13 protein-coding genes are annotated in these 17,551 nt (G+C 47.0%); 6 read left to right on the top strand and 7 right to left on the bottom strand.

What is annotated here, in order from left to right; translation table 11 throughout:
* Nucleotides 1-9: 9 nt before the first annotated feature.
* Nucleotides 10-1,737, bottom strand: a complete 1,728-nt coding sequence (locus ACXAGP_RS05105) for a cyanophycinase (protein ID WP_475259961.1) — start codon at nt 1,735-1,737, stop codon at nt 10-12.
* Between the two features lie 331 nt (nt 1,738-2,068).
* On the opposite strand from ACXAGP_RS05105, the gene ACXAGP_RS05100 reads away from it, so the two are divergent.
* Nucleotides 2,069-4,309 (top strand): M3 family metallopeptidase, encoded by a 2,241-nt coding sequence (locus ACXAGP_RS05100; protein WP_475259960.1) that lies wholly within the window; start codon nt 2,069-2,071, stop codon nt 4,307-4,309.
* A 284-nt stretch (nt 4,310-4,593) separates the two neighbouring features.
* Nucleotides 4,594-5,352, top strand: coding sequence for a HupE/UreJ family protein (locus ACXAGP_RS05095; protein WP_475259959.1), 759 nt, complete (start codon nt 4,594-4,596; stop codon nt 5,350-5,352).
* A 61-nt stretch (nt 5,353-5,413) separates the two neighbouring features.
* On the opposite strand, the gene ACXAGP_RS05090 is transcribed toward ACXAGP_RS05095, so the two are convergent.
* Both ACXAGP_RS05090 and ACXAGP_RS05085 read right to left on the bottom strand, forming a co-directional pair.
* Nucleotides 5,414-6,094 carry a hypothetical protein gene (locus ACXAGP_RS05090; protein WP_475259958.1) on the bottom strand — a complete coding sequence of 227 codons (681 nt, stop codon included), beginning with the start codon at nt 6,092-6,094 and terminating at the stop codon, nt 5,414-5,416.
* Between the two features lie 24 nt (nt 6,095-6,118).
* A complete protein-coding gene (locus ACXAGP_RS05085) occupies nt 6,119-6,298 on the bottom strand; it encodes a hypothetical protein (protein ID WP_475259957.1) in 180 nt (59 codons plus the stop codon).
* A 121-nt stretch (nt 6,299-6,419) separates the two neighbouring features.
* Between ACXAGP_RS05085 and ACXAGP_RS05080 the strand changes: the two genes are divergently transcribed.
* The 4 genes from ACXAGP_RS05080 to ACXAGP_RS05065 all read left to right on the top strand — a co-directional run bounded on the left by ACXAGP_RS05080 (nt 6,420) and on the right by ACXAGP_RS05065 (nt 9,433).
* Nucleotides 6,420-7,316: a LysR family transcriptional regulator gene (locus ACXAGP_RS05080; protein ID WP_475259955.1), complete on the top strand. Its 897-nt coding sequence runs from the start codon at nt 6,420-6,422 to the stop codon at nt 7,314-7,316.
* A gap of 99 nt (nt 7,317-7,415) precedes the next feature.
* On the top strand, nt 7,416-7,949 hold the full coding sequence (locus ACXAGP_RS05075; protein ID WP_475259953.1) for an Mpo1 family 2-hydroxy fatty acid dioxygenase: 534 nt from the start codon (nt 7,416-7,418) through the stop codon (nt 7,947-7,949).
* A 106-nt stretch (nt 7,950-8,055) separates the two neighbouring features.
* Entirely contained in the window at nt 8,056-8,406 is a 351-nt protein-coding gene (locus ACXAGP_RS05070; RefSeq protein ID WP_475259952.1) for a carboxymuconolactone decarboxylase family protein, read from the top strand.
* Between the two features lie 13 nt (nt 8,407-8,419).
* On the top strand, nt 8,420-9,433 hold the full coding sequence (locus ACXAGP_RS05065; protein ID WP_475259950.1) for an AraC family transcriptional regulator: 1,014 nt from the start codon (nt 8,420-8,422) through the stop codon (nt 9,431-9,433).
* On the opposite strand, the gene ACXAGP_RS05060 is transcribed toward ACXAGP_RS05065, so the two are convergent.
* The 4 genes from ACXAGP_RS05060 to ACXAGP_RS05045 all read right to left on the bottom strand — a co-directional run bounded on the left by ACXAGP_RS05060 (nt 9,363) and on the right by ACXAGP_RS05045 (nt 17,546).
* Nucleotides 9,363-10,616, bottom strand: coding sequence for a sterol desaturase family protein (locus ACXAGP_RS05060; RefSeq protein ID WP_475259949.1), 1,254 nt, complete (start codon nt 10,614-10,616; stop codon nt 9,363-9,365). The two genes, ACXAGP_RS05065 and ACXAGP_RS05060, sit on opposite strands and share 71 nt — an antisense overlap.
* Nucleotides 10,617-10,818: 202 nt before the next feature.
* On the bottom strand, nt 10,819-12,207 hold the full coding sequence (locus ACXAGP_RS05055; protein WP_475259947.1) for a DUF1501 domain-containing protein: 1,389 nt from the start codon (nt 12,205-12,207) through the stop codon (nt 10,819-10,821).
* A gap of 56 nt (nt 12,208-12,263) precedes the next feature.
* Nucleotides 12,264-14,735 (bottom strand): DUF1800 domain-containing protein, encoded by a 2,472-nt coding sequence (locus ACXAGP_RS05050; protein WP_475259946.1) that lies wholly within the window; start codon nt 14,733-14,735, stop codon nt 12,264-12,266.
* 222 nt (nt 14,736-14,957) lie between these two features.
* Entirely contained in the window at nt 14,958-17,546 is a 2,589-nt protein-coding gene (locus tag ACXAGP_RS05045) for a TonB-dependent siderophore receptor (RefSeq protein ID WP_475259944.1), read from the bottom strand.
* Nucleotides 17,547-17,551: the final 5 nt, after the last annotated feature.

Raw genomic sequence — 17,551 nt, 5'->3', positions numbered from 1 at the left:
CCTAAGCTGTTAAAGCTCTGCCACCTTGGCATTGACCCGGGCATGGATATAGCCGCGCATATTGCCCATGGATTGTGTTTTAGAGATGGCACTTTGCTCATTGAACTGCAACGATAGCGTGAACAGCTTATCGTTATTTGTAAATACCGCCAGGCTGCGCTTGGCGGCCACCGCGATTTGTGACTCCACCAGGTCGCGGTATTCGGTCTTTTGAGTGAGATCTTTGTCTGAGGCGATTTCATCCAGTTCCGCTACAAATGGTACAAAATCCGCTTCGGGAAAGACCAACTTGCCATCCTTTAACTCAAAACGCTGCCCGGATACCAGATAGTGACTGGTATAGCGGATAGTTGCTGACTCGTTTAGACTCTTTTGAGTTTGTTCCACAATATACACGCCATTTTGCCCTACCACCTCAAACTTAGCGTTGTTTGCATCTATTGGAGTGGTCACCAGCGCAGTGGTTTCATCAACGCCAAATCCAAATCGGGCGTTGGAGCTCAATACCAGTTTGGCCAGGCGCAGCTGTCTGCCGCGTTCAGAAAAGTGGGTGTCCAACACACCGTAAGGGAAGAACTTCAGTCCACCTTCTGCATGGTAGGTTACCGGGCGAATATTGCTATGTGGGTCGACGCGCTCAATCCATGGGGCCTTCGCTTCTGCTCCCACTATCATGGCGCCATCACTGGTGCCCCCCGTGATCATGCCTGCCTCACCCGTACTGGGTTTACCGCTTTGCACTGCCGTGCCCGCCGAGGTGCCAGATATGACCAGCTCACCTTTATTAAACTTATTGCGCAATGCCGCAAGCCAAGGGCGATCTTCCCCTTGTGGGGTAACGAAAGACTGCCAGGTTAGGCTTTGATCGCCACCGTTGAAGAAAATACCGTTCGCGTTTTGTGCCAGCTGCGCCAGTTGCGCAGGTTTTTGGCAAAATTGTTGTTGATATTCGGCCAGGTAAGGGTAAACCGTCTCTCGGTTGTAAACGCCCACATAGTCTGCCCGGGCTGTTGCCAGATTTTGACAGTGTCCTTCGTCCAGCAATTTTGCCATGGTGGCTTCTATTGGCAGCCATTGCGCATCAACACCTAAGCTGGCAAAAATATCCAGATAATAATCAGCTGCGGCAAATACGTCGTAACCGGATGCAGTGGATACTAAAACAACCGGCTTTTGCCCTTTGGGAGTGACCTTTTTAACTGCTTCGATAAATGCTTGATAAATCTGTTGGCTACTTTGGTATTTGGTGCCGGCAACCGATGCCTGTTCCCGAATGAAGCTGCCATCAGCCGCTTTTGAAGGCGCTTCTAATACATCGTGAATCGGATAATAAAGTCGGTCTGACAAACCACTCAAAAGCTTTCTGGCGGTAATCGTTTCGCCAGACATGTTTATGCTCAGATCAGCTAATTTGTCCTGAAACTCCGACTTGGTAAAGGTTTTGGAATTGTGCAAAGCCAAGAAGTTTTGCAGGACATTGAGCACAGCGCCTTTCAGTTGTTTGTCTTGCTCTTGCCACGCTGAGAGTGATTTCAGTTGTGCAATGTTGTCTTTGCTGATGCGATAACTATTCTGGGTTTTTGCTGACTCAGGAAAACTGACATCGTCTTTACAGGCGCTGGTGCCATAAGAACCACAGGTTTTCCAGCTACCTCCCACCAAAAACAGCTGGCTTTGCGCCCCGACAAAAGTGGATATCATCAATAAAACAACGGCGCTGGTGATTCTGACAAACATTCTTACAACCTTTTGAAGCCCTGATTTTTCTTCAAGGATAGCCACTAAAATTGCCTCGGTCGACTGTTTTTTGAACCAATGGATGTACATAAATTTGAATAAATTCAGAAGCTTGAATAATTATCCAGAGAACCGGGACAGGTTTTAATTTTTCTGCGCTTTAGCTGCAAGGCTATGCAAAATTAAAAAAACAATTTTTTTTGTTCAGCTTGTTTTCAGAATGCCTGGAAAAAACCAAATGACCATGCTTGAATGTTTGTGACTAAAAAGCGCACGTGAGTGCCACTCAAAATAAGCATTACAATAAAAACACGACAAGAGAGACAAGGAAATGAATACCAAGGCTTCACACTTGCGCAAGTCTGCGATTGCGCTGGGGTTGACCATTGCCCTAAGCGCCTGCTCACAAAAGCCAGGCGAAGAACAATCAAATAGTGCAGCAACGTCTGCCGAAAGTACCACGCAAGCAACGACTCAGGAGGCGAAGCTGGACCAAAATAATCCGTTTTTTAAAACCTATCAAACCCCTTTTCAGATCCCGCCATTTAACGAAATTGAGAATGAACATTATATGCCAGCTTTTGAAAAAGGCATGGCAGAGAATCTGGCGGAGATTGATGCGATTGTTGCTAACCCCGAACCCGCAACGTTTGAAAATACCATCGAGGAACTGGAACGTTCTGGCAAATTGCTGACCAAGGTACAGCGGGTTTTTTATAATCTGGCTAGCTCAAATACCAATCCAGAACTGCAAAAATTACAACGTGAGTTGAGCCCCATCATTTCTGCTCATCTCGATAAAATTAGTTTGAACGAAGGCTTATTTGAGCGCATCGATGCTGTGTGGCAAGTGCGCGATACTCTGGAGTTAACGGCGGAAAAACGAAAATTCCTGGAAGACACCCACCGTGGCTTTGTACGTAGCGGAGCGTTGCTGGATGAGCAGCAAAAAGCGCAGCTCACGGAAATTAATGGCAAGCTTTCACAGTTAACCACGGAATACGGTCAAAACCTATTGGCGGAGACCAATGGCTTTGAACTGATCCTGGATAAATCGGATCTTGATGGTCTTTCCGCTGGTGTTATCCAGGCGGCATCAGAAACAGCCAAGCAAAAAATGGCAGCCGCTGAGACAGAAGAAGACAAAGCAAAATACAAAAACAAATACGTTTTCACTCCGCATCGCAGCAGTATGTACCCGTTCTTAACCGAATCCACGCGTCGCGACTTGCGAGAACAGTTGTACAACTCTTACATCTATCGCGGTGACAATGACAACGCCACCGACAATAAAGCGATTGCAGCAAAAATTGCTTCGTTGCGCGCCAAGCGGGCAAAAATCATGGGTTATGACACTCATGCTCATTTCGAACTGGAAGAGCGCATGGTGAATACCCCAGAAGGGGTTTACGATTTGCTGATGCAGTTATGGCGTCCGGCATTGGCCAGAGCCAAGCGTGAAGTTGCTGATATGCAGGCGATGATTGAGGCCGAAGGTCACGATTTTAAATTTGCCGCTTGGGATTGGTGGCAGTATGCCGAGAAAGTTCGCAAGGCTAAGTACGACCTCGATGAGGCCAGCCTTAAACCCTATTTAACCTTAGATAATGTCCTTAAAGGGGCATTTGATACTGCCAATAAGTTGTGGGGGCTGACTTTTACTGAGCTATACGATATTGAGGTTTATCACCCAGATGTGCGGGTTTGGGAAGTCAAAGATAAAGATGGTAGCCATTTGGGTATCTTTATGGGGGATTACTTCACCCGTTCCAATAAACGTGGCGGTGCCTGGATGAGCAGCTTCAAGGGACAATCCAATCTGGACTTGAGAGAACGTCCGGTAGTAGTCAATGTCTGTAATTTCTCGCCACCAGTAGGTGATACACCTTCACTGCTGAGCTTCGATAATGTTACCACTCTGTTCCACGAGTTTGGTCACGCATTACACGGATTAGTGACAAATACCACTTACAACAGTATGTCTGGTACCGCTGGACCGCGAGATTTTACTGAGTTTCCGGCGCAGATCATGGAGCACTGGGCCAGTGAACCTCAGGTGTTAAAAACTTATGCCACTCACTATGAAACTGGTGAGGTCATGCCTGATGAGCTGATCGATAAGCTGTTAAAGGCGGCTAAATTTAATCAAGGCTTTGCCAATACCGAATATCTGGCGGCATCCTTGTTGGATATGGATTGGCATACTTTGAAAGCTGATGACGAGCTACAAGACGCCGATGCGTTTGAAGAAACGTCTATGGAACGTATTGGTTTGATCGAAGAGATTGCACCGCGTTATCGTTCCACCTATTTCTCTCACATCTTTGCTGGTGGTTATGCTGCAGGTTACTACAGCTACGTGCATTCAGCCGTGTTGGACTCGGATGGTTTTGCAGCCTTTAAAGAAACTGGAGATATCTTCAACCAGGATCTGGCGCAAAAGTTCCGTACTCATGTACTGGAGAAAGGCTCCACGGAAGATGCCATGACCCTGTATAAGAAGTTCCGCGGACGTGAACCGGAGATTGATGCCTTGTTGAAGGTGCGAGGTCTGGACGGTTCGGCTGACTAATCCGCTCGTAAATTGCTAGCCCGGTTTATGCCGGGCTTTTTTGAATCTGGCACTCAATCAATTGGCCTCAGTAAGTGGTTATCATCAATGAGTGGGCTGTGCTCGAGATGTACTAAAATTTCAACAGTTGATGTTGTTTTACCTGAATACTTAGCTTACTGCGTGTAAAGGGAACCCCGAATAGTACTTCGAACTAAACATTGGTTGGGCTTTACCGGGCTCTTTTTATTGAGTCAATTCAAACCAACTTCTTTGGAAGATGGACAATTTATTAATGACAAACCATGAAACTCGTTGTTTTTTACTTTCTGCTTTTTATTGGCAGTAATCTGTTTTTAAGTGCTCCCGCCTCGGCCCATCCTCAGGATGAAGACATTATTTTAGATATCGAACAGGGACAATTAAACCTGGATGTGTCCACCTTGGATGAGGAGTATATCGCTGCGTTGAAGCGCCAGCGTATGCGCAAGTTGCAAGCCATGTCGTGGTCAGAAAAGTTTTGGTTGTATACGCAAGCCGGATTTGAGCACATTATCCCGAAGGGACTGGATCACATCCTGTTTGTGCTGGGACTGTATTTTTCCAGTTTGTTATTCATCAAGCTGCTTTGGCAGGTAACCGCTTTTACTTTGGCCCATTCAATTACCTTGGGATTGGCGGCGCAGGGATTTGTCACCGTACCTGGTGCCATCGTGGAGCCGCTTATTGCTTTGTCTATTGTGTGGATCGCGCTGGAGAACTGTCTGTTTAAACAAACCGCTCGCTGGCGGCCTGTTTTGGTATTTAGTTTTGGTCTGCTGCATGGTTTAGGCTTTGCCTCAGTATTGCAAGACTACGGTCTACCCAAGGGCGATCTGGTACCCTCACTTCTGGCCTTTAATTTGGGCGTGGAGTTTGGCCAGTTGGCAGTGTTGTTTGCCGCATTTTGTTTAACCTTTTGGTTCAGGCAAAAACCTTGGTATCGTGCTGCTTTGCAAATACCCGTTTCGATTATTATCGGACTTGTCGGCTTGTGGTGGTTTATCGAGCGTACTCTTTTATAAAATGATGGGGTGTAAGAGCGCCAGGCTCTTTTACCCCATCACCTCATCCGCAGCCATTAAATCAAACATAATAACCCGTCGCTGCACTGAACATCACTGCCAGACTGGTGATGAGTAACAGCTCAAAGCCTCTGTTAGCTTGTTCGTCAGGTTGGTTTCTAACCAGGGTAAATGCCAGAAATTGCAAACTGCCGATAAGTAAGAATGTAACACCCGTATGCCGCTCATCGAGCTGCAGGAATATAATAGCGGCATAGGTGGCAATAACAGCGTTTACAAACGACCAGATAGCCAGTGCTGCGGGATATTTTACCCGACAATAAAAGCGCAGTCCCAATTGTAAAAGGGTCGCCGAGGTACTGAATACCGCTAACCACTGAAATGGCGTGGTATTGGGATTGTTGTAAAAAATGCTCCACCAGAAAAGTACACTGGCTAAATACAAGCTGATTTCCCGTGTGTTTCTAAACGCTTTTTTTAAAGCAGTTTCCGATTCACTGAAATACAAAAAACTGGATACTGTAAACAACACCAAGCTAAATCCCCATAAGCTGTTCACCAGATAAGTTAACGATGTTAACACCGGGCGACCTTCTCTTAATATCAGTGTATAGGCGCTTAATGCCAGCAATAGCAGTACAAAGTATCCTGTGGAAAGTTGCTTGTCCATCGACATGGTTTCCTGCTGACTCGACCGCGGTGCAAGCGGCTGATAATCACAACAGTTGGCTTGATTGTTCATAAAGTTCTCCTCAGTGATGATTGCTTACAACAACCGGGCAAATAACCCTTCGTGTGCTGTTGTTTGACTTTTACTCAATTCCACAAGTTGTTTTTGCCATAGGCCATTTGCTATGGGGAAGGTTTGACTCACAACTGCGTCAGTAGCAGAGCCTGTCTGTTTTCGCTGTTGTCCTTTGGCAAGGTTTATTTGGTCTGTTTGCATTGTGATTACCTCGATAACTGTTACAGTTTCAATGTTAATAGACAAAATTCACTTTGATTAGTGGCTAAAAAGAAATCATTTGTTGCTATGTGGTAACAATGGTGTGAGTTGGAGATTGATTGTGTTAGTTGAGACAGAACAGTTGTTGTGTTTTGCCGCCGTTGCCAAAACCGGTGCCATTACCCGTGCGGCAGAAATGCTGAATTGTTCCAAAGCCCATGTGAGTCGCAAAGTCGCGGCGCTGGAAAAACGCCTGGCGACTCGCTTGCTGCATCGAACTACGCGCCACATTGACTTGACGGATGCTGGACAAACCCTGGCGCTGGAGACGGCTCGTTTATTGGAGTCAGTACAAAACCTGCGTAGCTTGTCTCGCAATTTAAACAAGGAGATCTCGGGCCGCTTTGTGATCACGGCTCCTGTGTCTTTTTCTACCTTTGTGCTGGCCCCTGAACTCAGCGCATTGCAGCAAGCGTTTCCGGCGGTGCAATTCGAATTGCGAACCACTAATACGGTGCTGGATTTGGTGGAATCTCAAGTGGATCTAGCGATTCGCACTGGGGACGTGGTCAACTCCAACATGGTGGCACGGCAGATAGGTAAAATGCGAGAGATATTTCTCGCTTCTGAGCAATTCTACCCTGTTCCAGAGGACATCACATTCGATGACATACGGCGACAGAAATTGTTGGTGAGTCCGGCTTATTTACGAGAGGGTAAATTGAAGTTTTGCTGTGGTGCACAAACCAGTGAGATGGAGGCCCAAGATGCCACTCTGATCAGAGACAATCCCATCACCGTTGAGATGTTATTTCAGCAAGATTACGTGGCCTGGTTACCCGACTATTGTCGTCATGTGAATCGACACCAAGGGCGTTTGGTGCAACTACTACCTGAATATTGCGGCATCGAATGGCCCGTTTATCTGGTCTTTCCTTTTCAGGTTCCACTGCCGCCAAAATTGCAACAGATCACGGAGTTTTTGCAACAACGATTGAGTCAAAGGTTGCTGCAATAAAACACCGTAGTAAGAAAACTATGCGATTGTCACGTCGGCGACATTTGTCCAAAAACTAAGCTGTTATGCTCACTCTGGTATAAATTTCAGGAACAAATCATGAAAACATTTATTGAGCATCTTGCAACCTATGCGGAATACCATCGAGATTCTCGCAATATTTTGACTCACCTTTTTGGGGTACCCGTTATCGTTTTTGCAGTGATTGTATTGCTATCTCGACCCGTGTTTGAAGTGGCGGGGGTTAACCTTAATCCAGCCATGTTGGGTTATGTGGCTGCTGTGTTATTTTATCTTCGTTTAAATTTGGTGTTCGCGGCAATCATGGCGTTTCTCATGGGCATGGGTATCTACGCTGCCATGAGCATCGCTGCTGCAAGCACAACTGTTTGGTTAGTGACTGGAGTGGGGTTATTTGTAGGTGGTTGGATCGTGCAATTTATCGGACACTATTACGAAGGTAAAAAGCCCGCCTTTGTAGACGATTTGGTTGGCTTGCTCATTGGGCCACTGTTTGTCCTGGCGGAAGTTTTGTTCTTTCTGGGCTTATTTCACGGATTAAAGCGTGAAATAGAAGCTCGTGTTGGCGCTGTTCGTACCGGTTCAATAGACACTAATACCACTTCAGCATGATTGTTAAATAACAACTCAAAGCCAGTGATATTGAGTCTGAAATCTACACTGGCTTTCTTTTTCATCCCAGCACAAAATAGTGTTTTATTTCCTAGGGTAAAACACTATGAAAAAGTCCTATCTAGATATTACCGATGATCTTAACGAATACCTGCCTCAAGTGCGCAAAGGTGTGCCTGATGTTATGCAGGGCTTTTCTGCCATGGCAAAAGCGGCCTTAGCTGATGGCGCATTGGATAAAAAAACTAAAGAGCTAATTGCACTGGCGATTGGTGTGGCGGTGCGATGTGACGGCTGTATTGGTTTTCATGCTAAAGCCTTGGTGAATTTGGGAGCTACGCGAGAGGAAATTGAAGAGGTATGTGGTATGTCAGTATACATGGGAGGCGGTCCTTCACTAATGTATGCCGCTGATGCGCTGAAAGCCTTCGACGAATTTACTGAAGCGCAAAAATAAGGCATTCGGCACTATGCTCTCAGCTTCGCTACCCTCCTATACCGTACGTTCTCTGGTGAACTACCTGAACGGCTGTGGTTTAGCGCGGGAAAAGCTGTGTTCGTTGATAAAGGTCAGCGAAGCACAGCTCAATGATCCCGAATACGCAATAGCTGCCGAACATTACGAAGCGTTATTGGCCTATGGGGCAAAAGAAGCCGGTATCGACAATATCGGATTTCAATTTGGCAAGGCGTTTGAGTTAAGTGTTTGGGGAATACTGGGTTTTATCGTGGCTGCGGCGCCGGATGTTAAACAGGCGTTGGCACTGCAAAAGCGCTATCAGTGTTTATTGGGCAATTCGGGGCTAGCATATCACGAGTCGGATCAACAAACGGTTACTATGCGCTGGTTGTCGGAGTGTTGTTCCAGTGCTCACAGTGTAGAGCAGGTGATCACTGCCTGGTTGGCGTTTGCTTTTCAGCACACTAATTCCAGTGAGGCACCGATAAGTGTGCATTTTGCCCATAGGGCGCCGGACTCTGTGGCGCAATACGAAGACTTTTTTCGTTGCCCGGTGATATTTGACGGTGAATTTAACGGGGTCAAACTCAAAGCCGACCTGCTGAACTTACCCTTGCGTACTTCGAATACTGAAGTGTTAAATGTGCTCTGTTGTCATGCGGAGCAGCGCCTTGCCCAAAAGCGCAACGATGCCTCTTTGGATATTATCCGTCAGTATATTATCGAGGTGTTGCCGGATCACGTACCTGATTTAGCTGAAATTGCGTTGCATTTGGGGATTAGCTCCCGGCAATTACAACGGCAATTTCAACGCTTCGATACCAGCTTAACCCAATATCTGGACAGCGTTCGCTTGAGTCTCGCGGTATCCTATTTAACGCAAACCGAGCACAAGCTCATCTATATTGCGCAAGCGCTGGGTTATTCTGAGCAAAGTGCTTTTCAACGTGCCTTCAAGCGTCGCTTTGGAGTGACTCCGGGGGAGTATCGTTTGGCTCCTGTGCCTTTGCGTTTAGTTGATTAAACCAGATTATCAAGCCCAGGCTAATCATTACAATCGTTGCTCCGAGCAGCAGATTGCTTTCCGATTGCAGGACAACAATAAGTGTCGCCGTTGCTAAAATGCGCAGCGGTTCGGTCCACTTGGTCCAGGGCTTGTTTTCCTGTAATCCACTGATTAACCAGCAGTGCACTATTCCGGTAATACTCATGGCCACATTCCACCACAGTGGTTGGTTGTTAATTTGCAATAAGAATACGAATACCCCAGCCACCAGTAAGGCAAATTGCGCCAATATATAAACTGCCATGGCATTGGATAGTGTGGTTTGATACTTACGCATGGTTTTGGTGGTGACATACTTTCCGGGAAAGTGCACTTTCATATCCTCTGCACGCCAACCCGGAGGCATAAGCAAAGTTTTAATTTTGTCTAAGGGACTTTTGGTGTGCCACGCGTCCCGCAGAATATTGCGATACACTTGCAAATTGGCCCAGATAGGGTTGTAGCTGTTGAGTTGCTGACTGACGCCATAAACAATGTCAACATCGGCTTTTTCCGCTTGAAAAGATCCGAATATTTTGTCCCAAATAATAAAAACTCCCGCGTAGTTTTTATCAATGTATTCGCGATTAAGCGCATGGTGCACTCTGTGGTGGCTGGGGGTAACGAATATGGCTTCGAACCAGTTTGGTAGCTTGTCGATATGACGGGTGTGCACCCAAAACTGATATACTAAGTTCAACGCTGCACAGGCAAGGAATACCTCAGGCGGGATACCTGCAAGCGCGAGAGGCAAAAACACCAGCCAGGCGAAAACGGCAGTGCTGCCTGTTTGTCTCAGTGCGGTCGTTAGGTTGTACTCTTCGCTGGAGTGGTGCACAACATGCGAGCCCCACATCAGGTGCATTCGATGACTTATACGATGCACCCAATAGTAACCCAAATCATAAAGTACAAATGCAACCAGCCACAAATTGATATCCGATTGCCACTGCCAGATGGCATGGTTTTGATATAGCCAGACATAAGCAGAAAAAGGCAGCAGTAATTTAAAAATGCCAGTTAAACGGCTCATTACCCCCAGGTTCAAGGAAGTGATGGCATCGTTGAACTGGTAATAATGCGTGCCTTTTTTCTGATCCACCCAAATTTCGATGGCGATCAGTAAAAAGAAAAATGGGATAGCAAAGAGTATAATTTCCACAATACTGGCCTTTAAAAAATTAGCTAACAACATTGTGTGAGATTTGAATCGCTAAGTATTGACCTGTTGTGCCAGCCATTGACAGCAGAGCGCGCCTATTCAGAACGAATTTCCAATCGCAAATTAGCATTGAACATTGAAAATGACCTGATTCAGTTTCGAACGGAGTAAGGGAGCGCTATTAGCGACTCCCTATAGAATGCTAAGCCATAAAACCCAGAGGTTTATCGGTACCGGATGGATTGTAAAAGCGGCTTATATTAGGCAGTACTTCAGCTAAAACGCTGGGTGTAACACCAAACCACAAAGCCAGTTCTGCAAAGTATTCGTCAAGTGACGTTGTGGGCATTAAAACACCACGTCCGGTATCTAGCGGATTATTCAGTGCCAGGCTGGGATAGGTGCCGTAAATGGTTCCACCGTTAACAGCTCCACCCATAATCAAGGCATTGCCTCCCCAGCCGTGATCTGAACCTCGACCATTGGAGGATAAGGTGCGGGCAAAATCAGAGGTGGTAAAGGTGGTGACTTGTTGTCCCAGCCCCATTTCATCAATGGCTGATTGAAATGAACTCAGGCCAGCATCAAGCATGGTGAGCAGCACTTGCAAAGAGCTGGTGAGTTCGTCGTGATGATCCCAGCCCCCCAACGTGACAAAAAAGGTCTGCCGTTGCATACCCAGCGTTTCTCTTGCGGCGATGGTTTTGGCCACCATTTGCATTTGCGATGAAAACTCATCTTGTGCAAATTGGGTGGTGAAACTATTTGTGGCCCCCAGGGCTGATGAGAATTCGGCATTTGCCGACAATGAGTTGCTGAACAAATTGCGGTAAGCGCGGCGAAAGACATTGTCGTAGCTGTTGGCAAAAATCTCATCAATGGCCTGGGTTCGCAGTGGATCAACCTCTGCTGATTGCTCGCCATAGCCCACCAGTTGGGCCGTGGGCATATCTGCATTGCCAACGCTGTAATAATCCGTTACCCGACCTGCCTGAAATTCGTTGGCACCGGACGTGGAGATACTCATTGATATGCGCTGGTTGCTGTTTTGACTGCCCAGAATATCTGCGATACGACCACCCCAGCCGGTGGCGCTGCGCGCGTCCGGAATAGCGGTTTGCCATTGGCTGATTTGATCCGAGTGAGAGTATAACCCCAGTGGCAGCTTCGCGGTGCCATTGCTCAGTGCTGTTGTGCTGGTGGGTTCCACCAAGGTGCCAACATTGCTCAAAAAGGCTAGCTTGCCTGAATTGTAGAGGTTCTGCAGGCCACTTAATGCTGGATGCAAGCCCAAGGTACGGCCATTGTTATCACTGTTATTTAGCGCTAACAGTTGGTTTTGCGGTAGGGCCAGGTCAGTGCGTGTGGTTTGGTATTGTTGATAGTAAGTGTTGTCAGTGGGTACCAACATATTAAAGGAGTCGGCTCCGCCGGCCAATAAGACACACACCATAGCCTTGTAATCATTGCTCTGTGCACTGGCTTTGGTAATGGCTCCCAATTGCGCCGCACCCACTAAGGTGGCAGCACTTATTCCTGCTCGGCCAGATTGGTGTAAGAATTGACGTCTGGATAGTTTGAACTTTTTCATGGTTATTAATCCTTAGCTATGCAGCACCACCGAAAATGATGGCACTGCTTCATTAATTAAATCGCGATGGCGAAATCCGGTGAAATGGCGATCAGGTATACCGCCATGGCAACGCGTTCTCGACTGTCTGACAGGGCATCCACCGCGGTTTTAACTGCTGCGCGGGTTTCAGCGGTTAAGGTGCCATAAGTCATCAAGGTATCCAGATGGTCCAGCAGGGCATCGCTATCATCGGCGAGTTGCAATTCAGCGCTAAAATCCAGTTTTTCAGTGGGTAGTTGACCGGACTGTGCTAATACCTGTCCTGTTTGCAATGAGTAATAAATCAGATTTTTAATTTCCATAATGGTGGAAGCATTAGTGATCTGAAATTCTGGTGCCACAAGACCGGCGTCTTTGATTTCACCATTGGGTGCGTAGCCAGGTTGGAAGAAATTAAATACGCTTGGCGCGGATAAAACGTACTGTCGGATCTGCGCTGTCATTTCATAGCCATCATCACTAAAGGTGTTGTCGCTACTGGTGGCATTGAAAGCTCGCATTAAATTCACCACCCGCACGAAAGGCTCTCTCAGTCGACCATCAGTGGCGCTGGTTTGTTGCTGAGTATTGCGTGCTTCGGGATCCAACAGAATCGCTCTTATTAAGGCTTTCATGTCTCCTCGAGCCGCTCCGGTCTCGCCATTGAAAGCGGCACTCACTCTGGCGATGTATTCCGGACCAGGATTGGATTTCACTAAGCGCTGAATCAGCTGTTTAGCGATAAAGGGGCCGACATTGGGATGATTGAATAGGTTGTCGATGGCCGCTTCGATATCCTGCATGCCCGTTTGGCCTGCAGGGACAACCTGACCATTTAACAGGGTTTTGCTGCCCGGTTCATGATGACTTTCATACATCTTCATGGGGGATAAGAAGGGGGCCGATTCAGACTCCAGTTCATAGATATCCATCACGCCGAAGCCACTCTCTCCGGGGATATTCCAGCTCAACCCCGTAAATATTTTGGCAAATTCCCGAATATCCTCTTGATCGTAGGTGGGAATGGGATTGCCTTGGGCATCCAGTTTTCGGCTGCCATCGGCATTAAGTTCAAACAAGCCTATGCTGAATAGTTGCATTACTTCCCGTGCATAGTTTTCGTCGGGGAAGGTGCCGCGCTGAGTATCCGTTTTAGCATTGTGAATATGGCTTAAATAGATACCCATGGCTGGACTCAGAGAAACTGCCCGCAACAGCTCCCGGAAGTTGCCAAAGCTGTTGTCCAACAGAGTGTCGTAATATCCTGCCATGGCGAAATTGTTGGTGCCTAATTCATCCACATTGGCTGAGATTACGAAGATTTCAGACAGAGCCAGGGCTACCCGTTGTCTGACCAAATCCGGTGAGGTCATCACTGATGTCCACCACCCATCAACCCAATAGCGCTCTGGATCGCCAAGTTGCTCATAAATGATCTCGAACTCTTCATCGGAAAGTCCTTCGTTCTCTTCATAAAACTGTTCCACGCGATTCATCAGAAACTCGGCAAAAGGTCGGGTATGACCCACAGGTTGGGTAAACTGCTCTTCCAACCATACCTCTGGTCCCATTGCTGCCACTTGTGTGATGGTGGCATAGTTCGCTCCCAAACTCGCTTGAGCTAAAAAGCGTGAAGCGTCTCTTGCTGCTTCGGTAGTCACGGTCATTACCGTGAGATCCGGGGCCGGATTGGGGTTGTTATAGCCCGATGGCTGCTCTACGACATTGTCTTCACACTCTTCTTCGTTTTCATCGCACTCAGGAAGTTCTTCACATTCTTCCTCGTTTTCATTGCACTCAGGAAGTTCTTCACATTCTTCCTCGTTTTCCGTGCACTCGGGAAGTTCTTCACATTCTTCCTGATTTTCGTCGCACTCAGGAAAGTTGTCGCACTCTTCTTCGTTCTCGTCGCACTCGGGAAACTCATCGCACTCTTCTTCGTTCTCGTTGCACTCGGGAAACTCATCGCACTCTTCTTCGTTCTCGTCGCACTCGGGAAACTCATCGCAGTCTTCTTCGTTCTCGTCGCACTCGGGAAACTCATCGCACTCTTCTTCGCTCCCATCGCACTCAGGAAAATCGTCGCACTCTTCTTCGTTTTCGTTGCACTCGGGAAACTCTTCGCACTCTTCTTCGTTCTCATCGCACTCCGGAACGTCGTCGCACTCTTCTTCGTTCTCGTCGCACTCAGGAAACTCTTCACATTCTTCCTCATCACATTCTGGCTCGAAGATTATCTCCTCACACAAATCAGGATGTTGAGTACAAATTTGCAGTAATATTCGGCATAGTTGGCGATCTTCACAAAGCGCCATAATGGCCTCGCAGAGCTCATCCCCATCGCACTCAAATTCATTGTTCTCTGCCGCTTCTGAGGAAATTCGGGAGAGATAAAAAGTCGCTTTTTGGCTTAATTCGGTAGCGGGTTTGTCGCCGGTTTTTTGCATATCCTCGGCCATTGAATTGGCGGCCATCAGGGTTAAAAACGTATAGAAAAAAGACAGCATTAAGCTTCGCCATCTCAATTTGCATAAGTGGATTATTGCTGGTTTGCGTTTCACGTTGTACCTCGTACTGCAATTGGTTGAGTGATTGTGATGCCTTGGCTTTGGTATTGTTCTTGAGCCAACTGCAACAACGATTAAGGTGCTACTGCAGCGCTTTTCAGCAGCCCTTTAATTTCTATGACGCAGAACGGGCTAATTTGAGGAGTGAAAAGTTGAACTTTTTTAGAAAAGCCAGGCGAGTCGCATTTCCATGGTGCGCTGCTGGCCCTGTGAGGTCCAGGCTGGGGAGGCATTAAACGCACCTTCGATGTAACGCTTATCGAAGGCATTTCTCAATAAAAGGGAGAGTTTTAAACGGTTTTGATAACTGGCAAACCAACCGAAATCCGCCGTGGTGTAGGCATCTAACCGCTCTTCGTTGCTAGAGTCAATAAAGCGTTCACCAACGTGAATCAGGCCGAATCCCAAGCGACTGTCGAGTGCTCGCCATTGGGGAAGGTTTTTTGTAACCCAGATGCGAAAGTTCCTTTCAGGCGTCATACGTGGCTGTTTGTTGAGTAACTCATCAGATTCAGCAGAGGTGATCTCTGCATCCAACAGACTCGCCGCCAGGGTTATATGCCAGGTGCGATTGAGGCTTCCGCTCAGATCACATTCCAGGCCACGGCTGCGCTGTGCATAAATGTCGGAAATGATATGGCGTTTTTCAATGTTGAACAGGGCACAACTACTTTGCAGGCGACCAGAAGCAAACTGTTTTTTAAAGCCAATTTCATACTGTCGCGATTGAGCAGGCTTGTTAAACGCGATAACTTCAGTATATAAGTCTTCAAATTCCTCCGATTCTTCTTCCTCGTCATCCAGCTCCTCTGGTATTTCTGGTAGGCCATCTATTGGGATCTCGGCCAGTGAAAACTGAGGTGTAAAGGATTCACTGTAGTTAACAAAAATACTGCTGTTTTGGGACAGTTGATAAACCCCGCCAAGGCGATGTGAAGATTCAAAAAAATCCTCCTCAGACTGATAACCCTCGCGATTCGCAGAAAAGCGTAAATAATCTAGCCGAGATCCAGCAAATAATGTGAAGTCTTGCCAGTTTATCGCCCATTGCGCAAATAGTCCGGTGTTAAGATCTTGCACATCATTACTGGCCGCTTCACTATTGAATAGGGCTTCAGCCTGTTCCACTGGCACGAAATTAGATCGAATGTCGTGGGTTTGCCATATCAGCGTTTCGGGTTCTGAATAGTTAATGTTTAGCCCATAGAGTTGTTCGAATTGTGTTCCTGTGGGCAATAGAGACTGGTGGAGTTGTCGGCTATTATATAGCGTTAATTCAGAGCTCAGAAAGCGTGTATCAAAGCGAAAATCATCTGACTCAAAACCAAAATTGGACTCTTCTAAGGTGACTAATTCCAATCCTTCTAATACTTCTTCAAGGAATTCATCATCATCCAACAAGGCTGAGGTGAGTTCATCATCTGAAAATAACTCACCGTCTATCTCTAGTTCGAAGTCTTCAATAACCGGATAATTCAGAGTGCTGTCTGCTGAATATTGATCGTATTGTAGATACAAATCTGCTGACCAGTCTCCCAGTAACCAATCGTTGATACTGAAATACAGGCTATGGCGCTGTTCTTTTAAGCCGGAGCGCAGATCGGTTTCTCGGGTGGGGACGAATTCAATATCGTCTTCTTCGTTGATAAACACTTCCACTGCGTTGTTGAAGCCATCAATCGGGCTGCCAAAGCGTTGCAGGGCGTCGCTGCTTTCGAAGCGATAATGCAAGTTCAGCTCACTGTCATTTGGTAAATGGTGTGCAAGGGCGAGCATGACACCTTCACCATCATCCTGGTCCAGTTCAGATTCGCTACCGTGCTGCTGTTTATAAGCGATGCCGCGAACTGAGGTGGCGTTGTCATCGCTCCAGGACAGATCCAGTTCAAGGCGCTGATAATCATCAGAAGCCCCCTGAAGTTGAATACTATTGCGGCTGTTTTGCGGGGATTTGAGCATCATATTGATAATACCGCCCGGTTCCATGCGCCCAAATAATACCGAACCCGGACCTTTGGCAATTTCGATATCCCGAATAAAGGCGATATCAACAGGTGAGATATAAGCATGTGCGCCCACACCGTTGATTTTTAGAGACGGGTAGGCAAACCCCCTTAGTCTGAGTTCTTCCACCACACCGGTACTGCGCTCCAGAAAATTAACTGAAGAAGCCAGTAAGCTACTTTCGGTGTAACTACGGGCGCCCACGTCTTGACTTAACGACTCAGTAACGGCGTTAACTATCTGTGGTGTGGTTAAAAAATCCCGCTGGGTTTTGGTACTGGAAACGGTCGCCTCCAGGTTGTAAGGTGAAATGATTTTAGCTACCACCTGGATGGCTTCGATTTCTACTTCTTGAGTTGTTTGTTCTGCTGCTTGCTGCACCTTCTTGACAGCTGGTTTAGCCTGGTATTTGCGGATCTTGAAGTCCTGAATGGGTGGCTGGGTTCGACTGATTTTTATCATTCGGCTATTACTTACGGTGGCACTCAGCCCGGTATTTTTTAATAAGGTACGCAATGCTTGTTTAATGTTCATTTCACCTCGGACGGCGTTGGCCTGAATATCATTGGTGAGTTGTGCGACGTATACCAGAGTAAGATTTTCTTGCACTGCCAGCTCCAGCAGAGCTTTGCTTAATGGTTGGGCGGGAATATTAAAATGACTAAGCCGGGCACTGTGAGCAGAAGCGAAGAGGCTGCCCAGTAACAGTACAAACGCGGGTAACAAATATCGGGATATGACAGGCAAATTAA

The sequence above is a fragment of the Planctobacterium sp. AWM4_229 genome, assembly GCF_056160305.1.
The sequence above is the reverse complement of the archived record's forward strand: the minus strand, read 5'-3'. Positions and strand labels throughout refer to the sequence as shown.